Origin of the sequence: Streptococcus sp. OMI870 (genome assembly GCF_047460295.1) — a bacterium.
Classification (GTDB): Bacteria; Bacillota; Bacilli; order Lactobacillales; family Streptococcaceae; genus Streptococcus.
This window is the reverse complement of record NZ_JASHGM010000002.1, coordinates 90104-115175: the sequence shown is the minus strand read 5'-3', so window position 1 is coordinate 115175 and position 25072 is coordinate 90104. Positions and strand designations below refer to the sequence as shown.

Sequence of the window (25072 nt, the reverse complement as noted above, 5' to 3'; positions counted from 1 at the left end):
GGCGTTCTTGAACTGAAGTCTCGCCTTTCATTAGAAAAGAGGAAATCATGGCCCTACCAACTATTGCGATTGTAGGCCGTCCCAATGTCGGAAAATCTACACTCTTTAACCGGATTGCCGGTGAGCGGATTTCCATCGTTGAGGATGTAGAAGGAGTCACTCGTGACCGTATTTATGCAACAGCTGAGTGGTTGAATCGGAAATTTAGTATCATTGATACAGGGGGAATTGATGACGTAGATGCCCCATTTATGGAGCAAATTAAGCATCAAGCAGAAATCGCCATGGACGAAGCAGATGTGATCGTCTTTGTTGTTTCTGGAAAAGAAGGGATCACCGATGCAGATGAATATGTCACTCGTATCTTGTATAAGACACATAAACCAGTTATTCTGGCTGTCAACAAGGTGGATAACCCAGAGATGCGCAATGATATCTATGACTTTTATGCCTTAGGACTGGGTGAGCCACTACCGGTATCCTCTGTTCACGGGATTGGAACCGGGGATGTGCTCGATGCTATCATCGAAAATCTCCCGAATGAAACAGAAGAAGAAAATCCAGATATCATCAAATTTAGCTTGATTGGCCGCCCGAATGTTGGGAAATCAAGCTTGATCAATGCCATTCTTGGAGAAGATCGTGTGATTGCTAGCCCAGTAGCTGGAACCACACGGGATGCCATCGATACCCATTTTACCGATGCAGATGGCCAAGAATTCACCATGATTGATACAGCTGGTATGCGCAAGTCTGGTAAAATCTATGAAAACACTGAGAAATATTCTGTCATGCGTGCTATGCGGGCCATCGACCGTTCAGATGTGGTCTTGATGGTCATTAATGCCGAAGAAGGAATTCGCGAGTATGATAAGCGGATTGCTGGATTTGCCCATGAAGCTGGTAAAGGTATGATCATTGTTGTTAACAAATGGGATACCATTGAAAAAGACAACCATACCATGAAGCAGTGGGAAGATGATATTCGTGACCAATTCCAATACCTTTCTTATGCTCCGATTGTCTTTGTGTCAGCACTTACCAAACAACGCTTGCATAAGTTGCCAGAGATGATCAAACAGATTAGCGAGAGTCAAAATACGCGGATTCCTTCAGCTGTCTTGAATGATGTGATTATGGATGCCATTGCCATCAATCCGACACCAACAGATAAAGGAAAACGTCTCAAGATATTCTATGCGACCCAAGTGGCAACCAAGCCGCCAACCTTTGTTGTCTTTGTCAATGAAGAAGAACTCATGCACTTCTCTTATCTTCGTTTCTTGGAAAACCAGATTCGGAAAGCTTTTGTCTTTGAAGGAACCCCGATCCATTTGATTGCGCGAAAACGGAAGTAGGATGAGTGCCTAAGAAAACTAAGAGTAGTAGACTATTTACTGGTCTTGCCATCCTTCACTTTACAGTTAGAAAGTCAAGACGCCAAGAAGCTACCATGCGTCCTTTGGAAAAGGGGATGAATGGATCATGCTAACTGTGAAAAAGAACTAAAGAGGACTCTTTGTCAACTGCAAGAGACAATAAGGGTCCTTTTTTATATGAATATCTGAAAGACTAACTAATTAGAAGAAAAAGCCTAGTATGCTTTAATGAATAAAAAAGGAAGGGAAGCAATGTCGAATACGGAATTACTACTGTTTGTTTCTTTGTTATGCTTATTGGCACTTGTGCGTATCATGAGGAAATTTTTAAAAAATGCTTTGGTCTTTTGGGGCTTGGCCATCCTTTATGGGGCCTCCCTCGTTCTCATCATTTGGGGATGGGTGATCATGGCATCATCCATGACATTTTATGGAGAGATTGTCAAAGAAAGTTATTACTCTCTATTGGTGAAAGGGTTAGCTGTCTTTGGGATTTTTTGGTCTTTCGTCAAATTTTTGTGCTTGGGAAAATTGTACATAACCATCGGGAATGCCTTAATAAAAGGCAATTCGCAAGATCAAGTGGATGACTAGTAAAAAATGTATAGACGTGGAGCATAAAAAAGTAGTCGTGTTATGGTATAATCTAACTAGGTGGTAGGACATCGAGCACCCATTGGTGCGCGGTAGCCTACCACTTTTGAAGTAAAAAAGCACCGGGTGAGGCTTGCTAGATCTTGCCTGCTGAACTCGTAAATTGATAGATACCCTATGGGGTATTTTTTTGTGAACTTTTTAGGAACTTTGAGAAAGCTTTAAGGGGTATCATTGAATAGTAGATGGTTCGAAAACGCCTATTTTAATAAGTTTTATGGCATTAATTTTAACTATACTTTGAAATATGGTATAATAAAGGGATTAATCTAAGGTGGTAAAGATGGCAAAATTAATTCCTGGGAAGGTTCGTTCACAAGGGAGCCTTCTCTATGAAGCTGGGAAAGTTTCCCTTCAGGAAGTAAAAGAAAAATACCTGTATTTTCGGGTGGAAGAAGAAAGCTTGCGTTACAGTTTGGATGACGATGCAGTTTTTTGTAGCTGTGCTTTCTTTCAAAAGAAAAAATTCTGTACACATTTGGCAGCTGTAGAGGCTTTTTTGAAGAATGATGACAGTGGGAAGGCTGCTCTTACGAGTCTTGAGGAAGATGCTACTGCGACAGAAGAAACCCAGGAGAAAGTCTCCTTTGGAAGTTTGTTTTTAGACCAGGTGCTTCCAAAAATTGAGAAAAAAGAAACTCGCTATGTCTTATCAGCCGTTGGACATGAAGACGATTATTCGGGTCAATTTCTTTGGACCCTTCGCATCCGTCGCTTACCAGATGAGCGCTCCTATGTGATCAGAGATGTCCTTGCCTTTTTGCAGACCCTTCAAAAAGAAGGCCATTATGCCATTGGCAAAAGTTATTATGAACCCATTTCTTACCTAGAATTTGATAGTGCTAGTCAGGATGTGATCAATTTCCTACAAGGCTTGATCACAGATAGTGCTTCAAAAGAGCAAGATTTCTTCCCCAATGCTGGTCGCCATCTCTATTTCCCACCGACTCTCTTTGAAGAAGCTGTAGAATTACTGATGAATTTGGATTCTTTCCTCCTGCAATATAGCTTGTATGATTTTTCTGAAGTCTATTTCCAGGACGTCCATGGGGAGGAAGATCTCTTTCATTTTCAGGTAGAAGACCATGATGATTTTTACGAATTGATCATTACTGAGCCTCAAATAAAGGTTGTCGATTCTGCTACTTATCTGTTTCGAAATGGTGTCTTCTATCATCTGACGCCCCAACAGCGCACCTTATGGAAGGCCATCCAAGACCTGCCGATGGATCAGGACCGCAAAAAACGCCTGCACTTTGATCCAACAGACCAGACCAAGCTTTCCTATAGTTTAAAAGAATTTAAAAAACTGGGGAAAATAACAGCTCCGACGAGCTTTTTAATCCACGATTTCACTCCAGCATTCCATTTTGATTTAGCGCAGGACCAGACTGTCTTACTGGATGTAGTCTTTCAATACCAGGATCGTACGGTTACTACGCGCGAGGAACTGCTAAACCTTCCCTATTCCAGTGATTTCGATAAGGAACAAGAGGTCTTTTCGACTATGCTGGCAGCAGGCTTTACAGATGACTTTTCTTCTCAAAGAAGCCCGTTAGCAAGTGAGCAGATCTATCCTTTCTTTCACCAACAGATTCCGACTTTTGAAACTTTAGGAGAGGTTACCTTATCCGATAGTCTCTTGGATCTTTATCAAGTGGAACGTCCCAAAATTGATGTCAAAACCAATGGCAGTTTACTGGAGATTGGCTTTGATTTTGAAAGTATAGACCCAGCTGAGGTCGACCAGGTCCTAAAAGCTCTAGTAGAGCAAGAAGACTACTTTGTCAGCCATACCGGAAAAGTCCTTGTTTTTGATGAAGAAACTAAGAAAATTAGTCGGGCCTTGGCTGATCTAAGGGCTAAGATGAAGAAGGGTGGCAAATTGCAGACCCGTCGAATTGCAGCTTACCAGCTATCTGATTTGTTAGCAGATCAAGAAAATGTTCATTTTTCTGAAGAATTTAGGAATTTGGCTCATGATCTGACCCATCCGGAAGCATACCAGCTTCCTCAGCTAGCGATCCAAGCGACCCTAAGGGATTACCAAGAGACAGGGGTCAAATGGTTCTCCATGCTGAATCATTATGGTTTTGGGGGCATTTTAGCCGACGATATGGGGCTTGGAAAAACCCTGCAGACTATTTCATTTCTAACGAGTGTAGCCCAGACTGAAACCAAAATCTTGATTCTAGCGCCATCTAGTCTCATCTACAACTGGAAACAGGAATTTGCAAAGTTCGCTCCTCAGATGGAAGTGGCAGTTGTTTACGGCCTCAAGCAACATCGAGATGAACTCATTGCAACCAATCCCCAAGTGGTCATTACAAGCTATGCCTCTTTCCGTCAGGATGTAGAGGAATACCAAAAAAATCAATATGAATACTTGATCTTGGATGAAGCTCAGGTCATGAAAAATGCCCAAACCAAGATTGCTCAACACTTACGTGGTTTTGATGTGCCACATGTATTTGCTCTTTCTGGCACACCCATTGAGAACCATGTTGGAGAACTTTGGTCCATTTTCCAAATTGTGCTTCCTGGTCTATTTCCTGCTAAAAAAGAATTTCAAAAATTAAGCCCTGAGACCATTGCCCGTTTTGTAAAACCCTTTGTCATGAGACGGAAAAAAACAGAGGTCCTTCAAGAATTACCAGACTTGATTGAAACCATCTATCACAATGAGTTGGACGAAAGCCAAAAAACCATCTATTTAGCCCAATTAAAGCAAATTCAAGATCGGGTTCGAAGCTCTAGCGAGGAAGAATTAAATCGAAGCAAGGTGGAGATCCTCTCCGGTCTCATGCGCCTTCGCCAAATCTGTGATACCCCAGCCCTCTTTATGGAAGACTATCAAGGAGACAGTGGGAAGTTGGAGAGTCTTCGTGACCTTCTGGTTCAAATCCAGGATGGAGACCATCGGGTCTTGATCTTCTCCCAATTCAGAGGCATGTTAGATATTCTGGAGAAGGAGATTGACCAGCTCGGCATGACCTCCTTTAAAATCACGGGTTCTACTCCCGCAAAAGATCGTCAAGAAATGACCAATGCCTTTAATGCAGGAGAGCGCCATGCTTTTCTCATTTCACTGAAGGCTGGTGGGGTTGGATTGAACCTCACTGGTGCCGATACCGTTATCTTAGTCGATTTGTGGTGGAATCCTGCTGTAGAAGAACAAGCGATTGGCCGGGCCCATCGAATGGGACAAGAACAAAATGTTGAAGTCTACCGCATGATTACCCGTGGGACTATCGAAGAAAAAATTCAAGAGCTCCAAGTTTCAAAACGCCATCTGGTTTCAACGATTCTTGATGGAACGGAAACAAGATCTAGCCTATCCGTAGAGGAAATTCGCGAGATTCTAGGAATTCAGTCGGAATAACTTGAAAAATTCTGTGAATAGTTTATAATTAATGGAGTGTCGAAAGGAAGAAAACATGACAGAAAAATATTTTCCTCAGGTAGGGGATAATGAGTTGATGTTAACGGAGATGCCCCATATGAACCTGTACGATGATTCAGACTTGATTAGTAATATTACAGGCGAATATGTGGATAAAAATTATTTGGAATGGCAACCCATTGCTGAAAATACCAAGCCCAAGCACCCTTACCATCAACCTCTAGAAGAGTCCCTACCCAAAAGACGGCCAGTAAGAAAACCTGATTTTAAAGAGCCGATTGATAAAAAAAGTCCTGCCAATCGTTATGCAGAAGAAGCAAGAGAGCGCGCGCGTGAAGATCTGAAAAAGAAACGCACGGCGCCTTATTTGACAACAGATCCAGCGATCACCACAAACAAGCGGAAGAAACCATTTATTTCAGAACGGAAACCTGGTCAGCCAACAGCACCTTTCCAAAAGGAAAACCCGGGCGAATTGTTGAAATATAGCAAACGCTTGCGTCAGGATCAGTTGATTCTGGCTGAGCTGGAACCTGTAGGAGAAACAGTAGTAGAACCTACCGAAAAGAAAAATAATTATGATTTCTTGAAGACCAGTCAAATTTATAATAAAGACCAACACAAGCTGAAACCACAGCCGATCAAACAAGAATTGGATTTAACCCATCTAGATCAAGAATAAGGAGATAACATGTCTAACACATACCATTTTATTGGAATTAAGGGAGCAGGAATGAGTGCTTTGGCTCTCATGCTTCACCAAATGGGACACACTGTTCAAGGTTCAGATGTTGAGAAGTATTACTTTACGCAACGTGGCTTGGAACAAGCAGGAGTTCAAATTTATCCATTTGATGTGAAAAATTTGGAAGGTGATAAGATCCTCATTGCGGGGAATGCTTTCCGTCCAGAGAATAATGTGGAAATTGCTTATGCAGATGAGCATGGCTTAACCTATAAACGCTACCATGAATTCCTTGGTGAGTTTATGCGTGACTTTGTCAGCATAGGGGTTGCTGGAGCACATGGGAAAACCTCAACGACAGGGATGCTTTCTCACGTTTTATCAAATATTACAGACACGAGTTATTTGATTGGAGACGGGACAGGTCGTGGCTCTGCTGCTGCCAAATACTTTGTTTTTGAATCGGATGAGTATGAGCGTCACTTTATGCCTTACCATCCTGAATATAGCATCATCACCAATATCGACTTTGACCATCCAGACTACTTCACGAGTTTAGAGGATGTCTTCAATGCCTTTGACGACTATGCCAAACAAATCAGTAAGGGTCTCTTCATCTATGGGGAAGACAAGGAATTGCGTCGCATCACCTCATCAGCTCCAATTTATTACTATGGTTTTGATAAGGAGACTAACGATTTTGTGGCAAGTAACTTGCTTCGTTCAACGACTGGTTCAACCTTCAACGTTCATTTCCGTGGAGAAGACTTGGGACAATTCCATATCCCAACTTTTGGTCGCCACAATATCATGAATGCCACAGCTGTCATTGGCTTGCTTTATATTGCAGGATTTGACTTAGATTTAGTCCGCGAGCATTTGAAGACGTTTGCTGGAGTCAAACGTCGCTTCACTGAAAAAGTGGTCAATGGTACGGTGATCATCGATGACTTTGCCCATCATCCAACGGAAATTATTGCAACTTTGGATGCGGCCCGTCAAAAATATCCAAGTAAAGAGATTGTGGCAATTTTCCAACCCCACACCTTTACACGGACGATCGCTCTATTGGATGAATTTGCGGAAGCTTTGAATCAAGCAGATGCCGTTTACTTGGCTCAAATCTATGGTTCTGCGCGTGAAGTTGACCATGGCGATGTGAAGGTTGAAGATTTGGAAGCAAAAATTGTTAAACGTTCAGCTATTATTACAGCTGAAAATGTTTCTCCTCTTCTTGACCATGACAATGCAGTCTATGTCTTTATGGGAGCTGGAGATATTCAAACCTATGAATACTCATTTGAGCGGTTATTATCAAGTTTGACACATAATGTACAATAAGAGATGATGAGTCTGGAATCGCTTGGTTCCAGACTCAAATTTATCTGTCCTATGAAAATCGATGAGAGGAGTGTAGGATGATCATTCGTCCCATTACTTTAGCTGATCAAGAGCGTTTGCTTTTGATTGAAGAAGAACTTCATGACAATGCGTGGAAGGAGCCAAAAGCCACTCTTGAGCAAGCGCTGAATTCGAAGGTGGCTATTTCTTTGCTTGCAGAGCAGGCTGGGGATATTGTAGCTTTCTTGTTAGCGACAGAAGACCAGCAATTAAAAGGAGACCTCATCGTATTTCGATTAGCAGTTAGACCAGCCTTTCAAGGTCAAGGATATGGTTCCATTTTAATAGCTGCTTTAAAAGACTTAGCTGTTCAAAAAGAAAAGAAAGCCATTTGGATCGATTGTTCAGAAGACTTACTTTCTTATTTTGCCCAGCAAGGATTCCGGGATGAAGGGGAGTCTGATCGAGGTGTCCATATGGTTTGGGATTGATAGAAGGAGTAGATGATGAAAAAAAAGATTCAAGTGAGACAAGCAAGGATAGACGATTTGGATGCGATTGAGCGCATTGAACTCGAAAATTTTTCAGCAGAAGAAGCGATTGAGCGTGAGATTTTAAAAGATCATATTGAAAAGATCCAAACGACTTTTCTAGTAGCCGAGTGCGAGGGTCAGATTTTAGGGTATCTAGAAGGACCTGTTAGACCAGAGCGTTATTTGATCGATGCCTCCTTTACAGAGGTCGAAGATCTCAGTCAGATAGAGAGAGGCTTTATTTCTATTACATGTCTATCCATTGCCAAAGAAGCCCAAGGGCTAGGAGTCGGAACCTTCTTACTTGAAGCGATGAAAGAGATTGCGATGGAGGATGGCCGTGAGGGGATCAATCTAACCTGTCATGATTATTTGATTCCTTATTATGAAAAACAAGGGTTTACCAATGAGGGTCTCTCTGCTTCCCAATATGCGGGTGAAGTTTGGTATAATCTGGTTTGGGAAAACAAAAACCTTGATTAAATAGGTGTTTTAAAGAAGAAAGGCGATTTGTATTGCTTTTCTAAATCTTTTAAGATATAATATTAAGGATTATGATGAGGGAGGTCAATTATTTGACTGATAAATCACAAGAAAGTGAGAAGTTATTAAGCTTCAAAGAACAGATCCTCAGAGATTTAGAAGAGGCCAATGAGCAACTTTTAAAGATTGAAAAAGAGTATGATCTACCGGATCTAGAGGTTGAAACTCCTACTTCAGGAAAAGAGGAGGAAGAAACAACACCACCTCTGAAAGTAGAAGAATCGACTTCAGCTTCCCAAGCAGATCTAGTGGAGCAAGAAGCGGTCCGTCCTACTGTGGAAGAAAAGAGCGAGACTACAAAGCCGGCTCTTAAAGAACCAAGTCAGAAACCGGTGGAGGAAAACTTAACACGTTCTTCTCGCAACAAACGTCAACAGAAACAAAAGAAACAAAATAAAATCGCCAAACGTATCGTGCGGACAGTGGTCAGCCTCTTGTTGATCGTGATCGTGGCTACCGGGATCTTTGCCGTGACCTATATTCATTCAGCAGTAAAGCCAATGGATAAAAATGCTACAGAATTTGTAACGGTTGAAATTCCCGCAGGTTCAAGTAATCGTGAAATTGGAGCGATCCTTGAGAAAAAAGGACTCGTTAAAAATGGCCAGTTCTTTAACTACTATACCAAGTTTAAGAACTATAGCAATTTCCAGTCAGGCTATTTTAATTTACAAAAGAGCATGGATTTAGAAACCATCATCCAAAAACTGCAGGAAGAGGGAACCAAAACTCCTCAAGCTCCAGTTCTTGGTAAGGTGACGATTCCTGAAGGCTATACCATTGATCAGATTGCAACAGCGATCACATCTGATGTCTCTACGAAGAAGGCAGGCGAGACTCCATTTAAGAAAGAAGATTTCTTGAAGGCTGTCCAAGATGATGCCTTTATTGAGAAGATGGTGGCCAAATATCCAAAACTCTTGGCTAACCTGCCAAGTAAGGACTCTGGTGTTCGTTACCGTTTGGAAGGTTACCTCTTCCCAGCGACTTATAACTATGGGAAAGATACCACAGTAAATGAAATGATTGATCAGATGCTTGCGGCCATGGATCAAAACTTAAGCCCATACTACGAAACACTTGAAAGCAAGAACATCAATGTGAATGAAGTATTGACCCTTGCTTCCTTGGTTGAAAAAGAAGGGGCGACAGACCAGGACCGTAAAGATATCGCTAGTGTCTTCTATAATCGTTTGAACCAAGATATGCCGTTGCAAAGTAACATTGCTATCCTTTATGCAGAAGGCAAACTTGGGCAAAAGACAACCTTAAAAGAAGACGCAACGATCGATACAGAAATAGATTCCCCATACAACATTTATAAGAATACTGGCTTGATGCCTGGCCCAGTGGACAATCCTGGAGTCTCAGCGATTGAAGCAGCAGTAAATCCAAGTAAAACCGATTATTTGTACTTTGTAGCAAATGTCGAAAATGGTGAAGTCTTCTTCGCTAAGACATTTGAAGAACACAATAAAAATGTAGAAGAACACGTCAATAGTAAATTGACACAAGCAAGTTCAAACTAGGAAAAGCATGTGGCGCGTCCACAGCTTTTTCATTCAAATAATAGAAAGAGAAAGAGAAGAATAATGGCAGAAAGAACATACCCAATGACCCTAGCGGAAAAAGAAAAATTGGAACAAGAATTAGAAGAATTGAAATTGGTTCGTCGACCGGAAGTGGTAGAACGAATCAAGATCGCTCGTTCATACGGTGACCTCTCAGAAAACTCTGAGTACGAAGCAGCAAAAGATGAACAAGCTTTTGTTGAAGGTCAAATCTCGAGCTTGGAAACTAAAATCCGCTATGCTGAAATCGTCGATAGCGATGCAGTTGCTGTAGACGAAGTAGCGATCGGAAAAACCGTTACAGTTCAAGAAGTGGGTGAAACAGATGAAGAAGTATACAGCATCGTAGGATCAGCAGGAGCAGATGCCTTTGCAGGAAAGATCTCGAACGAAAGCCCAATCGGTCATGCTTTGATTGGTAAGAAAACAGGTGATGTGGTCACTGTTGAAACACCAGCTGGAAGTTACCAAGTGAAAATTTTGAACGTAGAAAAAACAGCGTAAATATAAAGAGCAGGCTCTCCTAGAGGGCTTGTTTCAGATTAAAGATAAAGTCCTTTTAGAAACTTTCCTTAAGTGAGTACGGACGTCAGCGAACTTCTACGAAGTTCCATGACTTAATCAAGATACAAAGGGCGTTCGCGGATAAAGTCAAAATAGGAAGTTTGACGCAGAATCTTTTGATTCTAGGATAACTTATCTTTTTGATACAATCCGCAGCCCGTGTTCAATTCGTTTTGAACCCTTTCGCTTTTTAATTTTTAGGCTCACGCTAAAAAAGTTCCCCGAACTGTTTTACTTTCAAAACTCCCCTAGTGCCTGAAACATAATTATTTCAGGCACTTTTCTCACGGCGGAAAGTTTCGGTATCTGCTCTATGAACCTAACAGTTTATATCATTTTATTTTTTAACATTACTTAGGTAAAAACGGTCTTAAAGCAAGCACTCCAAGAGGGCTTGTTTTTTGTGCTCTTAAACCCCTTGTGAGGGTGTAAATTTTTCGTTGATTGATTGAAAGGGATTAAAAAAGCACCTGAACTAGAGGGCTCAGGTGCTTAAGTAATTCCGCTAGAATTAGTAGTTCGTACTACTTTCTATTGCGTTGTTTTCCTGCATTGCGGTTGTTTTTTGGTTTGTGTTGAATTTGTGTCGTTGCAGTTGGTGTAACGTCTTTTTTCACACGGTGACTAGTCGCTTTTGGAGGATTGTTTTTGTATTCCTCAGCGACCCGCTTACGAAGATTTGGACGAATCAAGTAGTTGATGACAAATTGTTGGATAATTTGGATCACCCCACCGACTACCCAGTAAAGAGTCACTCCGGCTGAAGAGATCAATGAGAAGACACCAATCATAATCGGGCTCATCAGTGATGCTTTACGCATACTTTCCTTTTGGGTCTCATCTTCAATCCCATGAAGAGAGAGCATACTTTGGATATAGTAGAGAACCGCTACGATAGCCGTCAAGAGCAAGCTTGGTTTTCCAAGAGCAATACCAAGGAAACTACTTTCTGCTACCCCTTTGGTGTGCTGAGCTGCAAAGAAAAGGGCAGAGAAGAATGGCATTTGGATCAAGAGTGGTAAACATCCAACTCCACCAAACATGCTAACCCCATTTTCACGTTGAGCAGCCATTAATTCTTGTTGTGCCAATAGCTTTTCTTCTTGTGTGCTAGCGTTTTTCATGCGCTCTTGGATTGGGCCAAGGATGGGTTTTAAATAGTTCATCTTTTCAGATTGGTAGGTTGCCTTCCATGATTGGTACAAACCAAGTGGCAAGATGATTAAACGCACGATCAAGGTGACGATAATAATCCCGATCCCAAAGCCCAAGCCAAGGTTATTAGCAAAGAATTTGATGGCTTCGCCCATTGGACGGCCAAGAAGATTCCAAATCAATCCAGTTGGATTTCCAGTTTTCCGATCGACACTCACGCATCCTGATAAGAAGACGAGCGAAGCTAGTCCCATCGATGCCAATAATGCAAGTTTATTTTTTTTCACAAATCGTTCCTTCTTTTTTAAAATGTTACCTTTCTATTCTACTGTTTTTTTTGAAAATACACAATAGTTCTCTAGTCTTAATTTGCAATTTTGAAGTCCTTATAGTTTTCAAAGTTTGCGAGCGTAACATCCAAATAAGTCACATGCGCAAACGGCGTAGGACCTTTGCGTATTTCTTGGATGAATTTGGCCATTTGACTGCTAGACTCTGCCTGAGCTAGAATACCAACCGTCCCGTCGTCATTGTTCCAGACACGGCCAGTGATCCCACCGATCTCTAAAGCAAGACTGTAGACTCCCCAGCGAAAACCAACTCCTTGAACCCGTCCTTGGGCAATCATTTTTACCTTTTGCATGTGCATCCTCCTTGACTCGAAGAAATCTATCTGAGGCATGATTTCTTCTTTTTCTTTGTGTTATAATAGGTCTATGAATATTATAACGTCTAAATCCAATAATGTAATCAAAAATGCTAAAAAATTACATCAAAAAAAATATCGGACAGATTCCTATCTCATTGAAGGTTGGCATCTCTTTGAAGAGGCACTAGAAAATCAGGCGATCATTCGTCAGGTCTTTGTTTTAGAAGCTTATTTAGACCGGGTAGAGAATATCCAAAACGTCACTGTCGTGACTTCGGAGATCTTGAGTCTCTTGGCTGATTCGAAGACCCCTCAAGGAATTGTCGCAGAGATCGCTCTGGAGAAGCCAGAACTTCCAGATCAGTTACATGGTCGTTACCTCTATTTAGAGGATGTCCAAGATCCAGGTAATGTGGGAACCATGATTCGAACAGCAGATGCAGCCGGCTTTGATGGTGTCATGATTTCGAAAGCATCCGCAGATCTCTTTAGTCTCAAGACTCTTCGATCCATGCAGGGAAGTCATTTCCATCTTCCTATCTGGAAAATGGACCGAGAAGAACTATTGGAACGAGCTAGTCAATCCAATCTAGCGGTCCTCGCAACGACGCTATCAGAAGCTTCCATGGATTACCGTCAGCTCCCTCAGATTGATCAATTGATTTTGGTAATGGGCAATGAAGGCAAGGGCATCAGTCCAGAAATGGCTACACGAGCCGACCAGCTGGTTCATATTACCATGCCGGGTCGAGCTGAGAGTTTGAATGTTGCAGTAGCAGCTGGAATTTTGATGTTTCATTTAAGGAATTTTTGAGAAAAAGCAGTATACTTAAATTGAAAAAAGAAATTGGTGGAAATCTTATTGAGAGAGCCTATCAAGGAAAGGTGGTGATCTGATGCAATATCATCGTGACAAAGAATACATGACCTATGTGGGACAGTTGATCCAGCACCCTAAGGTTCAAAAATTAGCTGACATCCCCCATCATATTCATTCCAATCGCTTGGAACATTCCATTCATGTTAGCTATACCAGTTATAAACTAGCTAAAAAATTTGGTTGGGATGCCAAAAGCACTGCTCGGGGTGGCCTTTTGCATGACCTCTTTTACTATGATTGGCGTGATACCAAGTTTACCAAGAGTCATGCTTGGATCCATCCACGCATTGCTGTGAGAAATGCGCGAAAGATTACAGACCTCAATGCCAAGGAAGAAGACATCATCGTTAAACACATGTGGGGAGCTACCCTTGCTCCGCCTCGATACAAAGAATCCTTTGTAGTGACCGTGGTGGACAAATACTGGGCTGTTAAGGAAGCTTCAGAACCTTGGCGTAAAAAGATGGCAAAAAGAAGATTTTTTCATCGAAAAATGTTAAAATCGTAATAAACAAATTTGAAAGGAACTTGTTTATATGTATAACGATTCAGTAATCCAAGAACAAAGTGGATTGAATGCTTTTTATAACAAAATCTATTCACTAGTAGGGATCGGTGTAGGGATTTCAGCCCTTGTATCTGGCTTGATGATGACGGTCTTTCAAGACTTTTTTGTTCAAATCTTGACAACAGCACCAATGGTTTATTACGCAGCAGTGGCTGTGGAATTGATCTTGGTCTTTGTTGCTAGTGGGAAGGCTGTTAAAAATAGTCCGTCTGCTCTTCCAATCTTCTTGATCTACTCAGCTTTGAACGGCTTTACGTTGAGCTTTATCATTGCGCGCTACATGCAAGCGACGGTCTATAAGGCTTTCTTGGTCAGTGCCTTGATGTTTATTGTCATGGGAGCTATCGGACGCGTTGTGAAAAAAGACCTTTCAGGTATGGGACGTGCTTTGATGGGAGTCTTGATCGGTGTGATCATCGCTTCTGTTGTGAACATGTTCTTGAGAAGTTCTGGCATGGATTACATCTTGAGTATTATCTCTGTCTTCCTCTTTGCAGGTTTGACAGCTTGGGATAACCAAAAAATCCGCTATGTCTATGATCAAACCAATGGTCAACCTTCGACAGGCTGGGCAGTGGCCATGGCTTTGGAACTGTATCTTGACTTTATCAACCTCTTTATCAGCCTTCTTCGTATCTTCGGAAGAAACGACTAATCAAAGAGAGATTGAGCTGGGGCAATAGCCTCGGCTTTTTTTGTCTTCCGACTTGTGCTATACTTATAGTGACTACAGAATAGAAATGAGTACTTATGAAAACACCCTTTGTAACCCGTGAACAATTGGAAAGTCTGACCCAAGAATTTCCAACCCCTTTTCATCTCTATGATGAAGCAGGAATTCGTGAAACGGCTCGTGCTCTCCATCGAGCTTTTGCTTGGAATGAAGGATTTAAAGAATACTTTGCCATCAAGGCGACTCCGAACCCATCCATCCTAAAAATTTTGCAAGAAGAAGGCTGTGGAGTTGACACTGCCAGCTACGTCGAATTGTTGATGGCAGATAAACTTGGCTTTGCTGGAAAAGAGATCATGTTTTCTTCTAACAACACGCCAGCTGAAGAGTTCATCTATGCTCGTGAATTAGGGGCGACCATCAATCTGGACGCCTATGAAGACATTGCTTTCTTGAAGTCTGTGACCAGCATTCCCAAGGTCATTTCATGTCGCTATAATCCTGGTGGAGTCTTTGAACTGGGAACTGATATTATGGACAATCCGGAAGAAGCCAAGTTTGGAATGACCAAGGAGCAATTGATCCAAGCCTTTATCGAGCTGAAAGAACTGGGTGTGGAAGAGTTTGGCATTCACGCCTTGTTAGCTTCTAATACGGTATCCAACGATTACTATCCAGAGCTAGCGCGTCAACTTTTTGAATTGGCAGTGGAAGTCGTCGAGAAAACAGGTGTCCATTTGGGCTTTATCAACCTCTCTGGTGGAGTTGGGGTCAATTACAAGCCAGAGCAAGAACCAAATGATATTGCCATTATTGGGGAAGGCGTGCACCGCGTTTTTGATGAGATTCTCAAACCGGCAGGACTTGGTCATGTGAAAATCTATACCGAACTTGGTCGCTTTATGCTAGCTTCACACGGTCTTTTGGTAACCAGAGTGACGCATAAAAAGAAAACATACCGGACCTATGTGGGTGTCGATGCTTCAGCTGTGAACCTTCTTAGACCGGCTATGTACGGTGCTTATCACCATATTACCAATATGGATCGTCCAGATGGACCGACTGAAGTGGTCGATGTCGTGGGAAGTCTCTGTGAAAATAACGATAAATTTGCTAAACAACGTGAATTACCAGTGACGGAGATTGGAGATTTGCTCGTGATCCATGATACCGGAGCCCATGGATTTTCAATGGGGTATCAGTACAATGCCAAATTGCGTTCTGCAGAAGTTTTGCTTCAAGAAGATGGGCAGGCCCGTTTGATTCGTCGAGCAGAAAAACCAGAAGATTATCTTGCGACACTCTACGGCTTTGACATTGAAAAATAAGCGATTGTCTGATATAATGATAGTTATGTAAAAATAATGGATCGGAGAAAATTGTATGAATCTCTTTTTAGGAATTTTGTTGATTATTTTGGCTTTCTTTGGTGGGATGGTTGCAGGAATGTTCTTGCTTCGTCGTCAATTTGAAAAAGAATTTGCATCAAACCCACGTTTGAATGTTGAAGCAGTCCGCACACTTTTAGGTGCGAGTGGCCAACGTCCAAGCGAAGCAAAAGTTCAACAGGTCTATCGCCAAATTGTGAACCAACAAAAATCAGCAATGGCGAAAAACAAGAAAAAATAAGAGTGGGGCAATCTCACGATAATAAATGAGAGGGGCTTGGAGGAATTTCTTAGTCCCTCCTTTTGGAAGGAAGAGATATGGATAACCGACCGATTGGTTTTTTAGATTCTGGAGTAGGGGGCTTGACTGTTGTCCGCGAATTGCTCCGTCAGCTTCCTCACGAAGATGTCGTCTATATTGGAGATTCAGCGCGTGCACCTTATGGTCCTAGACCAGCAGACCAAATTCGCGAGTATACTTGGCAGATGGTGAACTTCCTTCTGACCAAAAATGTCAAGATGATTGTTTTAGCTTGTAATACCGCAACTGCAGTGGTTTGGGAAGAAGTCAAGGCTAAACTGGATATTCCCGTTCTGGGAGTGATTTTGCCCGGGGCTTCTGCAGCTATTAAATCAACGACCCATCAAAATATCGGGGTGATTGGGACACCAATGACAGTTTCTTCAGGAATTTATAAAGAGAAGATTCAAAGTCTAGCACCAGACATGGAAGTAACGAGTTTGGCTTGTCCCAAGTTTGTTCCCTTGGTGGAATCAAACGAATTGGCATCCAGTGTGACCAAAAAGGTAGTTTATGAGACCTTAAAACCACTAGTTGGGAAGATTGATACCTTGGTCTTGGGATGCACCCATTATCCTCTGTTGAAACCCATTATTCAAAATGTCATGGGACCGGATGTTAAATTGATTGACAGTGGGGCAGAGTGTGTTCGAGATATTTCGGTCTTACTAAACTATTTTGAGCTCAATAAGAGTCGTGAACTCTTAGAGCAAACCCATCGCTTTTATACAACTGCAAATGCTAATAGTTTTGCAGTAATTGCCGAAAAATGGCTAGAACGTTCAGTGAATGTGGAGCACGTGAATTTATGAGTGACAAACTATTTGAATACAAAGATTCCCAAGATTGGTATATTGCCCAATGGGGAGAAGATGCAGACTACAACCAATTTAGTCACGTTCCGACTGAAGCTTCCACTCTGTTAGACCAGCTGGAACTTCTCTTTGCCAAGGATCCTGAAGGATTTCCTCTCAATCTATCGGTGATGCGCTATGGATCAGCCTTTCGTTTCCTAACCTTTTTGACGGAAATCTTAAACGAGGTCAAGGGAAGATCTTTTGAAATTGCCCAACGTCAAGGAGCCTTGCTCTTGGTTGAAAAGGGGAAATTGCTCTATTTGCATTTGCCAAGCGATGGGGTGGATTTGGAAGCTTTTTTAGGGCAAGACAAGGTCAAAGATACGATTCTCATTGCGACTCGAAATGAGGGAAAAACCAAAGAATTCCGTAATATGTTTGAAAAGCTGGGCTTTGAAGTGGAAAATCTCAATCAATACCCAGAGCTTCCAGAAGTCGAAGAAACAGGGATGACCTTTGAAGAGAATGCCCGCCTAAAAGCTGAAACGATTGCAGAGCTAACTGGGAAAACAGTCTTAGCGGATGATTCCGGCCTGAAGGTGGATATCTTGGGAGGCTTACCAGGAGTTTGGTCCGCTCGCTTTGCGGGAGTTGGTGCGACAGATGCGGAAAACAATGCGAAATTGTTGCACGAATTGGCCATGGTTTTTGACTTGAAAGATCGTTCAGCTCAGTTCCATACGACCTTGGTGGTTGCAAGACCGGATAAGGAAAGCTTAGTCGTTGAGGCTGATTGGCCTGGCTATATTAATTTTGAGCCCAAAGGAGAACACGGCTTTGGCTATGATCCTCTCTTCTTAGTTGGGGAAACGGGTCGTGCTGCTGCAGAATTAACGCTAGAAGAAAAAAATACACAATCGCATCGTGCTTTAGCTGTTAAAAAGTTATTGGAGGTATTTCCATCATGGCAAAGCAAACAATCATCGTGATGAGTGACTCGCATGGAGACCGTTCCATCGTAGAAGCTATTAAAGAAAAATACCTAGGCCAGGTCGATGGGATCTTTCACAATGGGGATTCTGAGCTAAAAAGTGACGATCCTGTCTGGGAAGGGATCCACGTTGTCCAAGGAAATATGGATTTTTATGACGGCTATCCGGAACGCTTGGTGACTCAACTAGGGCCAACACGGATCATCCAGACCCATGGGCATCTCTTCCAGATCAATTTTAGTTTTCAAAAATTGGATTTGTGGGCCCAAGAGGAGGAAGCGGATATCTGTCTTTACGGTCACCTTCATATCCCGGATGCATGGAAGGAAGGAAGAACCCTCTTTGTGAATCCTGGATCTGTTAGCCAACCTCGTGGTCTGATTCGAGAGTGTTTGTATGCCAAGATAGAGATTACGGATTCGAACTTTAGGGTAGAGTATTATACACGAGATCATGAATTGTACCCTGAATTGACAAAGGAGTTTAACAGATGATAGCAAAGGAATTCGAACGTTTCTTGCTGGCGCAGGAAGAGACGTTCTTGACTCCTGCCAAAAATTTAGCGGTCTTGATCGATACCCATAATGTGGACCATGCAATCTTGCTCCTGAGCCAGATCAGTTATAGTCGCATTCCAGTGGTAACGGCTGAACGCAAGTTCGTAGGGACGATCTCACTGACAGATATTCTATCCTATCAATTGCAACACGAGATTCCTGAGGAGACGTATGCTTCAATGGATATCGTAAATGTCGCAAAGAAGGAAGTCGGTGTTATTGGCTTGGACTTCAATTTGACGGAAGTCCTTCATAAGTTGGTGGACGACTCCTTCCTATCGGTGGTGGATGAAGAAGGCTATTTCCAAGGGATTATTACACGGAAATCGATTCTGAAAGCCATCAATTCGCTCATGCATGATTTTTCAAATGAATACGAGATGATTCCAAAATGAAAGAATTTATTGCAAGTTTTATTGATCAAAAAGAATTAAGTGAAAATTCTCAGTCCGCCTATTTCTATGATTTGGACCAGTTTATTGAGTCGATTCATGGAAAAGTGACGCCGACGAATTTGAGAATTTATCAAGCTTCTATTAAAGATTTTAAGCCGGCGGTTCAAAAACGAAAATTATCCGCTGTTAACCAGTTTTTATATTATTTGTATCAAGAACAATTTATTCCTGAATACCATCGTTTGGTCTTGCCTAAAATTCAACCGGTCAAGACCCATGATCGTGAATTGTTGGATTTGGACCATTTTTGGGACGCATCAACCAACCCACAGGGACGTTTGATGGCCTTATTGATTCTGGAGATGGGCTTATTGCCAAGTGAGATCCTTCAAGTCAAGGTTGAAGACATTCAGCTAGACTTTCACGTGATTCGAGTGGGCAAGGATGGCCAAAAACGGGTCTTAAAAGTTCCGGAACCTTTACTGGATGAGTTGCAACTCTTCCTAGATGGTGTCTATCTCTTTGATAATAAAGGGAAATCCTACTCTCGTCAGTGGGGATTCCGGCAATTAGAAGCCTTCTTGATTGAAAAAGGCAACCAAGATCTTTCGGCGCAATCGATTCGCGAACAATATATTTTGAAACAACGAGAACTCGGTGTGGATCTCTTTAGTATCGCGCGTGAATTGGGTCTAAAAACGATGGTGACATTAGAAAAATATAAATAATGGATATTAAAATTAAAGATTTTGAAGGGCCCTTGGACCTCTTGCTCCACTTGGTTTCTAAGTACCAAATGGATATCTATGAGGTTCCTTTAATTGAAGTGATTGAACAGTATCTGGCCTATTTGGCGACTCTCCAGGCTATGAAGCTAGAAGTGGCAGGTGAGTACATGCTGATGGCTAGTCAACTGACTTTGATCAAGAGCCGACGACTCCTTCCTAAACTAGCAGAGGAGATGGATGACGCGGAGGATCTGGAACAGGATCTCCTCTCTCAATTAGAAGAATACAGAACCTATAAACAATTAGGGGAGTTGATGGCCTCTCAGCATGAGGAGCGCGCCCTTTATTATTCAAAACCCAAGATGGAATTGGTCTACGACGATACGGAATTGCTTCACGATCGTACAACAGTGGATCTTTACTTGGCTTTCTCAAAACTATTGACCAAGAAAAAAGAAGAATTCCGTCAGAACCATACGACTATTGTAAAAGATGAATACAAGATTGAGGATTTGATGGACCAGCTGCGTCACCGATTCCAAGATCGCTCACAAGTTCTCTTACAGGACTTATTTATAGAAGCAGCGGATCTCCAAGAGGTCATTACTCTATTTCTTGCAACCCTTGAATTGATCAAGATCCAAGAAGTAACGGTGGTCCAGGATAGTGCTTTTGGAGAAATTTACTTAAATAGGATTGAACATGAGCAAATTAGCTGAAATTGAAGCACTCTTGTTTGTAGCTGGTGAAGAAGGGATTACTGCCAGACAAATCGCAGAGATTCTCTCTTTACCTCCCACAGGTGTGGTGCAAAGTTTAGAAAAATTGGCCCAAAAATACCAAGAGGACACGGATACGAGTCTGTGTTTGATGGAGACAGCTTCCCGTTATAAACTGGTGACAAAGGCAGACTATGCATCAGTTTTACGAGACTATTCTAGAACTCCCATGAACCAAAGTTTGTCCCGAGCAGCCCTTGAAACCTTGTCGATCATTGCTTATAAACAGCCAATCACCCGTGTAGAGGTCGATGATATTCGGGGAGTCAATTCCAGTGGTGCCATTGCCAAACTACTGTCATTTGATCTGATTCGCGAGGATGGGAAAAAAGAAGTCTTAGGGCGCCCCAATTTATATGTCACGACGGAGTATTTTTTGGATTATATGGGGATCAATCATTTGGATGAATTGCCGAAGGTTGAGGAAGTGGATATTGATCCAGAGGAAGGTCAATTATTTTCAGAGAGAACAGAGGAACTAGATGAGAATTAACAAATATATTGCCCATGCAGGTGTAGCTAGCCGTCGAAAGGCTGAAGAATTGATCAAGCAAGGCTTGGTAACGGTTAATGGCCAAGTTGTGCGTGAATTAGCGACTATTATTAAGACCGGTGATCAGGTTGAGGTTGAGGGCACTCCAATCTATAATGAGGAAAAGGTCTACTATCTTTTAAACAAGCCACGCGGCGTCATCTCTAGTGTATCTGATGACAAGGGGCGGACAACGGTTGTTGACCTCTTGTCTCAAGTCCCTGAACGGATCTATCCAGTAGGACGTTTAGACTGGGATACATCTGGTGTCTTGATTTTGACCAATGATGGCGATTTTACAGATGAGATGATCCACCCCCGCAATGAAATTGATAAGGTCTATGTGGCGCGTGTCAAAGGCATTGCCAACAAGGAAAACTTGCGTCCCTTGACGCGGGGCGTGACCATTGATGGGAAGAAAACCAAGCCAGCGACTTACGAGATCTTGAAAGTAGATGTTGAAAAAAACCGTTCAGTGGTTCAATTAACCATTCACGAAGGGCGCAACCATCAGGTCAAGAAAATGTTTGAAGCTGTAGGACTTTTGGTGGACAAACTATCTCGGACTAGGTTTGGGAACCTGGATGTTACAGGCCTTCGTCCAGGTGAATACCGTCGCTTGAACAAAAAAGAAATTAGCCAGTTGCACAATCTAGCTGTGACTAAATCGAAAAAAGCATGAAAAAAATCCTGATTGCTATGGTTAGAGGCTATCAAAAATGGATCTCTCCGATTTTTCCGCCTTCTTGTCGCTTTCAACCGACCTGTTCCAATTATATGATCCAAGCGATTGAGCGCTTTGGAGCAAAAGGTATCTTGATGGGGATTGCGAGGATCTTTCGATGCCATCCTGGAAGCCAAGCGGGACCAGATCCCTTACCAGACCACTTTAGTCTGAGACGAAATGAAGAATCAAAATAGGACGATCGTAAATATACAGAAACACCCTTAGAAATTATTTTTCTAAGGGTGTTTCTTTGTACAAGAGCTATCTATCAGCGTTTTGACCATGTTTTAGGGAGGAAGAGAAGAATCATTGGATAGATTTCAAGTCGTCCGGCAATCATGGCTAAGGAAAGTAAGAGTTTTGAAATCGGACTAAAGATGGAGAAGGTTTGACCCGTACCAATCATAGGTCCAATATTGTTGAAACAACTAAAGACCGCACTGACAACCGTCATAAAGTTATTATTGTCTAGACTCACTACAAAGAGTAAGCCGATCATGATAAAACTATATATTGTAAAGTATTTAAGGATCCGATGTTGGGTGTCCTTATCGAGTACGGTATCATTGACATGTAGGGTCAGAACCCGATTGGGAGACAAGGTTGAAAGCACTTGATTTTTAGCAATTCTCCATAAGGTCAAGAAGCGAATGACTTTTAGCCCACCAGCAGTCGAGCCAGCAGAACCACCGACCACCATCAGCATCAAGAGGATAAACTGTGAGAAAAGAGGCCATTTTTCCGTTGTCCCATAACCAAAACCGGTTGTGGTGATGATATTAGAAACTTGGAAGAAGGAAATCTCAAAGCTCTTCGCAACATTAGCATAAAGGTGAAGGCAATTGTAGGCAATCAATACGCTAGATAGGATTACAATAGTGATGTAGGTCCGCAATTCCTCATCTTTAAAGAAGGCCTTGAATTTTCGGATCATAAGGAAGTAGTAGAGATTAAAGTTAACCCCAAAGACCAAGACCCCGATACTGACCAAATAGGTAATTAGACTACTGTTGTAGTGAGCGATCCCATCATTAAAGACGGTAAAGCCCCCAGTACCAGCTGTCCCCATGGCGATGACAAAACTATCATAAAGGGGCATACCGGCAAGGAAATAAAGGACGACAAAGAGGAAGAACAAACCCAAGTACAAGAAATACAGGATTTGAGCCGTGCTTTTTAATTTGGAAACCACTTTTCCAAAAACTGGACCAGGAACTTCTGCCTTCATGACTTCCAGGTGGCTGTTCTTGTTGTTGTCCATAATAGCCAGAGCAAAAACCAATACTCCCATACCTCCGATTAAGTGGGTAAAACTGCGCCAAAAGAGAAGGGAGTGACTAAGGACACTGACATCATCTAAAATCGTTGCCCCTGTTGTTGTAAAGCCCGAGCTAATTTCAAAGAAGGCATCGATGATGTTTGGGATTTGTCCGGAAAAAACAAAGGGAAGGGCACCAAAGAAGGACCATAAGATCCAACAGAGGGCCACAATTAGGACTCCTTCCTTGGCATAGATATGAAAGTCTTTGGGTTTTTGAAAACTCCCAAGAAGTCCAAGTCCAAGTAAGATGGCCATGGTTGCCCCAATAGAGATAAAGACCTTAGCAGGTTCCTGATAGATCGTAGCTACCGTCAAAGGAACAAGGAGAAGGGCAGCTTCGATTAAGAGGAGTTTGGACAAGAGGTAACGAATCATACTTCTATTCATTTGGCTGACCTCTCAAGTAGATCGTAAATCTTGGTAACATTTTGGATCAAGGTGGTTACGATGATTCGGTCTCCCACCATTAAATGATCGTCTCCATTAGGGAAAATAGCCTTGCCATTTCGAATAATCGCAGCGATTAGAACCCCTTTTTTCAATTTCAATTCGGATAGTGGCCCTTGGGTTAGTTTATTATCTTCCTTGATTTGGAATTGTAAGGTTTCGATCCGGCCATTTGCAACATGGTGTAGAGCCTCTAAGTTTGAGAACTGTGCATTGTAGCGTCCACGAATAAAGTGCATGATGGTATCCACAGCAATGCGTTTAGGAGTGACGATACTGGTCATATCCTGATCCCCAATAATCTCTAACAGGCTGGTTCGGTTAACCTTGGTGATGTTCTTTTTGACGCCGATAGAATCCAGGAACATGGAGGTGATGATATTTTCCTCATCAACTCCTGTCAAAGTGGCTACAGCATCGTAGTTGTTGGCACTTTCTTCTAAGAGGATATCCTTAGCAGTTCCGTCTCCATGAACCACATAGAGGTCAGGGAATTCTTGGCTAAAGAATTCAGCTCGTTTGCGATTGACCTCGATGACCTTAAGATCGATCTTGCGACGGACATCTTGGAGAATATTGAGCAAATAGTAGGCAATTTTTCCGGCACCAATCATCATCATGCTCTTAATGACTTGAGGTCGGACATTGTTGTGGAAGAGAACGATATCGATCCGATTTCCTGTCACGAAAATCTTGTCTTGGGGCTGCAAAACAAAGTCTCCATTTGGAATCGTGAGCTCATTCCCCCGTTCGATAGCACAGACAATGACATTTCCATATTTCTTGCGGAATTGAGACAGGCTCATATCACAGAGATTACTATCTGGTCTGATCTTAAATTCCATCAAGGCTACACGACCATTTGCAAAATGCTCCACAGAAAGCGCATTTGGGAAATCAATAATGTTGGCAATGTAACGAGCAGTCAGCAATTCTGGATTGACAACCAGAGAGAAGCCTAGGATATTTTTTTCCTTAAAGTAGGAATTAGAATATTCAGGATTGCGTACCCGGACAATGGTTTCTTTGGCTCCCATTTTTTTGGCTAAAACAGCAGAAACCATATTAACTTCATCGTATTCGGTCATGGAAATGAAGATATCGCAGTTTTCAACATCTGCTTGCTCCAAAATCTTAAAGTTGGCTCCATTTCCTAGAATCCCAATGATGTCAAACCGTTTGGTGATATGGTTTAGAACGGATTCGTCTTTCTCAATTAAAATAACATCGTGGTTTTCAGCAACGAGAGAACGACAAAGGGCTGTTCCAACTTTTCCTCCACCAACAACAATAATTTTCATAGATTACCTCCAGAGTATGTTTCTATCATACTCTATTTTCAAGAAAAATTCATCTTTTTTAAGGACTTTCTATGGGAATTTTACAAGGCAGAGAAAAAGTAGGAAGATTTTAAAAAGAGGAGAGTGAAAACGGATTGAAGGCTCTGAAAAAGTTTCTTAAAAAAATCTAAAAAAACTATTGACAGGAGCTTCAAAAGTGTTATACTAAG

27 protein-coding genes are annotated in these 25072 nt (G+C 42.0%); 23 read left to right on the top strand and 4 right to left on the bottom strand.

The genetic code is table 11. The features are described from left to right. The first annotated feature begins 47 nt into the window (after positions 1 to 47). The 9 genes from der (at position 48) to greA (ending at position 10613) form a co-directional block, all read left to right on the top strand. The gene (der, locus tag QM968_RS04670; RefSeq protein WP_003005632.1) at positions 48 to 1358 is read left to right on the top strand and encodes a ribosome biogenesis GTPase Der; all 1311 of its coding nucleotides are present in this window, start codon (positions 48 to 50) and stop codon (positions 1356 to 1358) included. 273 nt (positions 1359 to 1631) lie between these two features. Beyond that, positions 1632 to 1973 (top strand): hypothetical protein, encoded by a 342-nt coding sequence (locus QM968_RS04665; protein WP_009731522.1) that lies wholly within the window; start codon positions 1632 to 1634, stop codon positions 1971 to 1973. Positions 1974 to 2316: 343 nt separating this feature from the next. Beyond that, positions 2317 to 5415, top strand: coding sequence for an SNF2-related protein (locus tag QM968_RS04660; RefSeq protein WP_414382631.1), 3099 nt, complete (start codon positions 2317 to 2319; stop codon positions 5413 to 5415). 55 nt (positions 5416 to 5470) lie between these two features. Next, a complete protein-coding gene (locus QM968_RS04655) occupies positions 5471 to 6118 on the top strand; it encodes a hypothetical protein (RefSeq protein ID WP_009731520.1) in 648 nt (215 codons plus the stop codon). Positions 6119 to 6127: 9 nt separating this feature from the next. Beyond that, complete coding sequence (gene murC / locus QM968_RS04650) at positions 6128 to 7462, top strand: UDP-N-acetylmuramate--L-alanine ligase (RefSeq protein WP_414382629.1); 1335 nt, start codon at positions 6128 to 6130, stop codon at positions 7460 to 7462. A 77-nt stretch (positions 7463 to 7539) separates the two neighbouring features. Continuing rightward, positions 7540 to 7953 carry a GNAT family N-acetyltransferase gene (locus tag QM968_RS04645; protein WP_414382627.1) on the top strand — a complete coding sequence of 138 codons (414 nt, stop codon included), beginning with the start codon at positions 7540 to 7542 and terminating at the stop codon, positions 7951 to 7953. A 15-nt stretch (positions 7954 to 7968) separates the two neighbouring features. Continuing rightward, positions 7969 to 8478 carry a GNAT family N-acetyltransferase gene (locus QM968_RS04640; RefSeq protein ID WP_414382624.1) on the top strand — a complete coding sequence of 170 codons (510 nt, stop codon included), beginning with the start codon at positions 7969 to 7971 and terminating at the stop codon, positions 8476 to 8478. A gap of 71 nt (positions 8479 to 8549) precedes the next feature. Then, positions 8550 to 10067, top strand: coding sequence for an endolytic transglycosylase MltG (mltG, locus tag QM968_RS04635; RefSeq protein ID WP_414382621.1), 1518 nt, complete (start codon positions 8550 to 8552; stop codon positions 10065 to 10067). Positions 10068 to 10130: 63 nt separating this feature from the next. Beyond that, complete coding sequence (greA, locus tag QM968_RS04630) at positions 10131 to 10613, top strand: transcription elongation factor GreA (protein WP_009731515.1); 483 nt, start codon at positions 10131 to 10133, stop codon at positions 10611 to 10613. A 584-nt stretch (positions 10614 to 11197) separates the two neighbouring features. Here the strand turns inward: greA and yidC are convergent. Next, positions 11198 to 12115, bottom strand: a complete 918-nt coding sequence (yidC, locus tag QM968_RS04625; RefSeq protein ID WP_013904026.1) for a membrane protein insertase YidC — start codon at positions 12113 to 12115, stop codon at positions 11198 to 11200. A 77-nt stretch (positions 12116 to 12192) separates the two neighbouring features. Beyond that, a complete protein-coding gene (locus QM968_RS04620) occupies positions 12193 to 12471 on the bottom strand; it encodes an acylphosphatase (RefSeq protein WP_041826422.1) in 279 nt (92 codons plus the stop codon). 73 nt (positions 12472 to 12544) lie between these two features. Here QM968_RS04620 and QM968_RS04615 point away from each other — a divergent pair, with 73 nt between their 5' ends. From QM968_RS04615 to yidD, 14 genes are all read left to right on the top strand, one after another. Next, positions 12545 to 13291 (top strand): TrmH family RNA methyltransferase, encoded by a 747-nt coding sequence (locus QM968_RS04615; protein ID WP_414382619.1) that lies wholly within the window; start codon positions 12545 to 12547, stop codon positions 13289 to 13291. A gap of 82 nt (positions 13292 to 13373) precedes the next feature. Next, the gene (locus QM968_RS04610) at positions 13374 to 13865 is read left to right on the top strand and encodes an HDIG domain-containing metalloprotein (RefSeq protein ID WP_414382617.1); all 492 of its coding nucleotides are present in this window, start codon (positions 13374 to 13376) and stop codon (positions 13863 to 13865) included. Between the two features lie 28 nt (positions 13866 to 13893). Further along, a complete protein-coding gene (locus QM968_RS04605; protein ID WP_414382615.1) occupies positions 13894 to 14580 on the top strand; it encodes a Bax inhibitor-1/YccA family protein in 687 nt (228 codons plus the stop codon). Positions 14581 to 14675: 95 nt separating this feature from the next. Next, on the top strand, positions 14676 to 15926 hold the full coding sequence (locus QM968_RS04600) for a diaminopimelate decarboxylase (protein ID WP_414382612.1): 1251 nt from the start codon (positions 14676 to 14678) through the stop codon (positions 15924 to 15926). Positions 15927 to 15981: 55 nt separating this feature from the next. Then, a complete protein-coding gene (locus QM968_RS04595) occupies positions 15982 to 16227 on the top strand; it encodes a YneF family protein (protein WP_003005109.1) in 246 nt (81 codons plus the stop codon). Between the two features lie 77 nt (positions 16228 to 16304). Beyond that, complete coding sequence (gene racE, locus QM968_RS04590; RefSeq protein WP_414382610.1) at positions 16305 to 17099, top strand: glutamate racemase; 795 nt, start codon at positions 16305 to 16307, stop codon at positions 17097 to 17099. Beyond that, positions 17096 to 18073 (top strand): nucleoside-triphosphate diphosphatase, encoded by a 978-nt coding sequence (locus QM968_RS04585; protein ID WP_414382607.1) that lies wholly within the window; start codon positions 17096 to 17098, stop codon positions 18071 to 18073. The genes racE and QM968_RS04585 overlap by 4 nt, the downstream gene beginning before the upstream one ends. Beyond that, on the top strand, positions 18049 to 18570 hold the full coding sequence (locus QM968_RS04580) for a metallophosphoesterase (protein ID WP_414382605.1): 522 nt from the start codon (positions 18049 to 18051) through the stop codon (positions 18568 to 18570). The genes QM968_RS04585 and QM968_RS04580 overlap by 25 nt, the downstream gene beginning before the upstream one ends. Continuing rightward, positions 18567 to 19028 (top strand): cyclic-di-AMP-binding protein CbpB, encoded by a 462-nt coding sequence (cbpB, locus tag QM968_RS04575; RefSeq protein ID WP_414325944.1) that lies wholly within the window; start codon positions 18567 to 18569, stop codon positions 19026 to 19028. Before QM968_RS04580 ends, cbpB begins: the two co-directional genes overlap by 4 nt. Next, on the top strand, positions 19025 to 19756 hold the full coding sequence (gene xerD, locus QM968_RS04570) for a site-specific tyrosine recombinase XerD (protein WP_414382603.1): 732 nt from the start codon (positions 19025 to 19027) through the stop codon (positions 19754 to 19756). The genes cbpB and xerD overlap by 4 nt, the downstream gene beginning before the upstream one ends. Then, on the top strand, positions 19756 to 20475 hold the full coding sequence (locus QM968_RS04565) for a segregation/condensation protein A (protein WP_414382600.1): 720 nt from the start codon (positions 19756 to 19758) through the stop codon (positions 20473 to 20475). The genes xerD and QM968_RS04565 overlap by 1 nt, the downstream gene beginning before the upstream one ends. Beyond that, a complete protein-coding gene (gene scpB / locus QM968_RS04560; RefSeq protein ID WP_414382597.1) occupies positions 20459 to 21028 on the top strand; it encodes an SMC-Scp complex subunit ScpB in 570 nt (189 codons plus the stop codon). The genes QM968_RS04565 and scpB overlap by 17 nt, the downstream gene beginning before the upstream one ends. Further along, positions 21018 to 21749, top strand: coding sequence for a pseudouridine synthase (locus tag QM968_RS04555; protein ID WP_009731503.1), 732 nt, complete (start codon positions 21018 to 21020; stop codon positions 21747 to 21749). The genes scpB and QM968_RS04555 overlap by 11 nt, the downstream gene beginning before the upstream one ends. After that, positions 21746 to 21988 (top strand): membrane protein insertion efficiency factor YidD, encoded by a 243-nt coding sequence (gene yidD, locus QM968_RS04550; protein WP_414382594.1) that lies wholly within the window; start codon positions 21746 to 21748, stop codon positions 21986 to 21988. Before QM968_RS04555 ends, yidD begins: the two co-directional genes overlap by 4 nt. A gap of 74 nt (positions 21989 to 22062) precedes the next feature. On the opposite strand, the gene QM968_RS04545 is transcribed toward yidD, so the two are convergent. Together QM968_RS04545 and trkA are read right to left on the bottom strand one after the other, a co-directional pair. After that, positions 22063 to 23502 carry a TrkH family potassium uptake protein gene (locus tag QM968_RS04545; protein ID WP_414382592.1) on the bottom strand — a complete coding sequence of 480 codons (1440 nt, stop codon included), beginning with the start codon at positions 23500 to 23502 and terminating at the stop codon, positions 22063 to 22065. Then, positions 23499 to 24863 carry a Trk system potassium transporter TrkA gene (gene trkA / locus QM968_RS04540; RefSeq protein ID WP_414382590.1) on the bottom strand — a complete coding sequence of 455 codons (1365 nt, stop codon included), beginning with the start codon at positions 24861 to 24863 and terminating at the stop codon, positions 23499 to 23501. The genes QM968_RS04545 and trkA overlap by 4 nt, the downstream gene beginning before the upstream one ends. Positions 24864 to 25072: the final 209 nt, after the last annotated feature.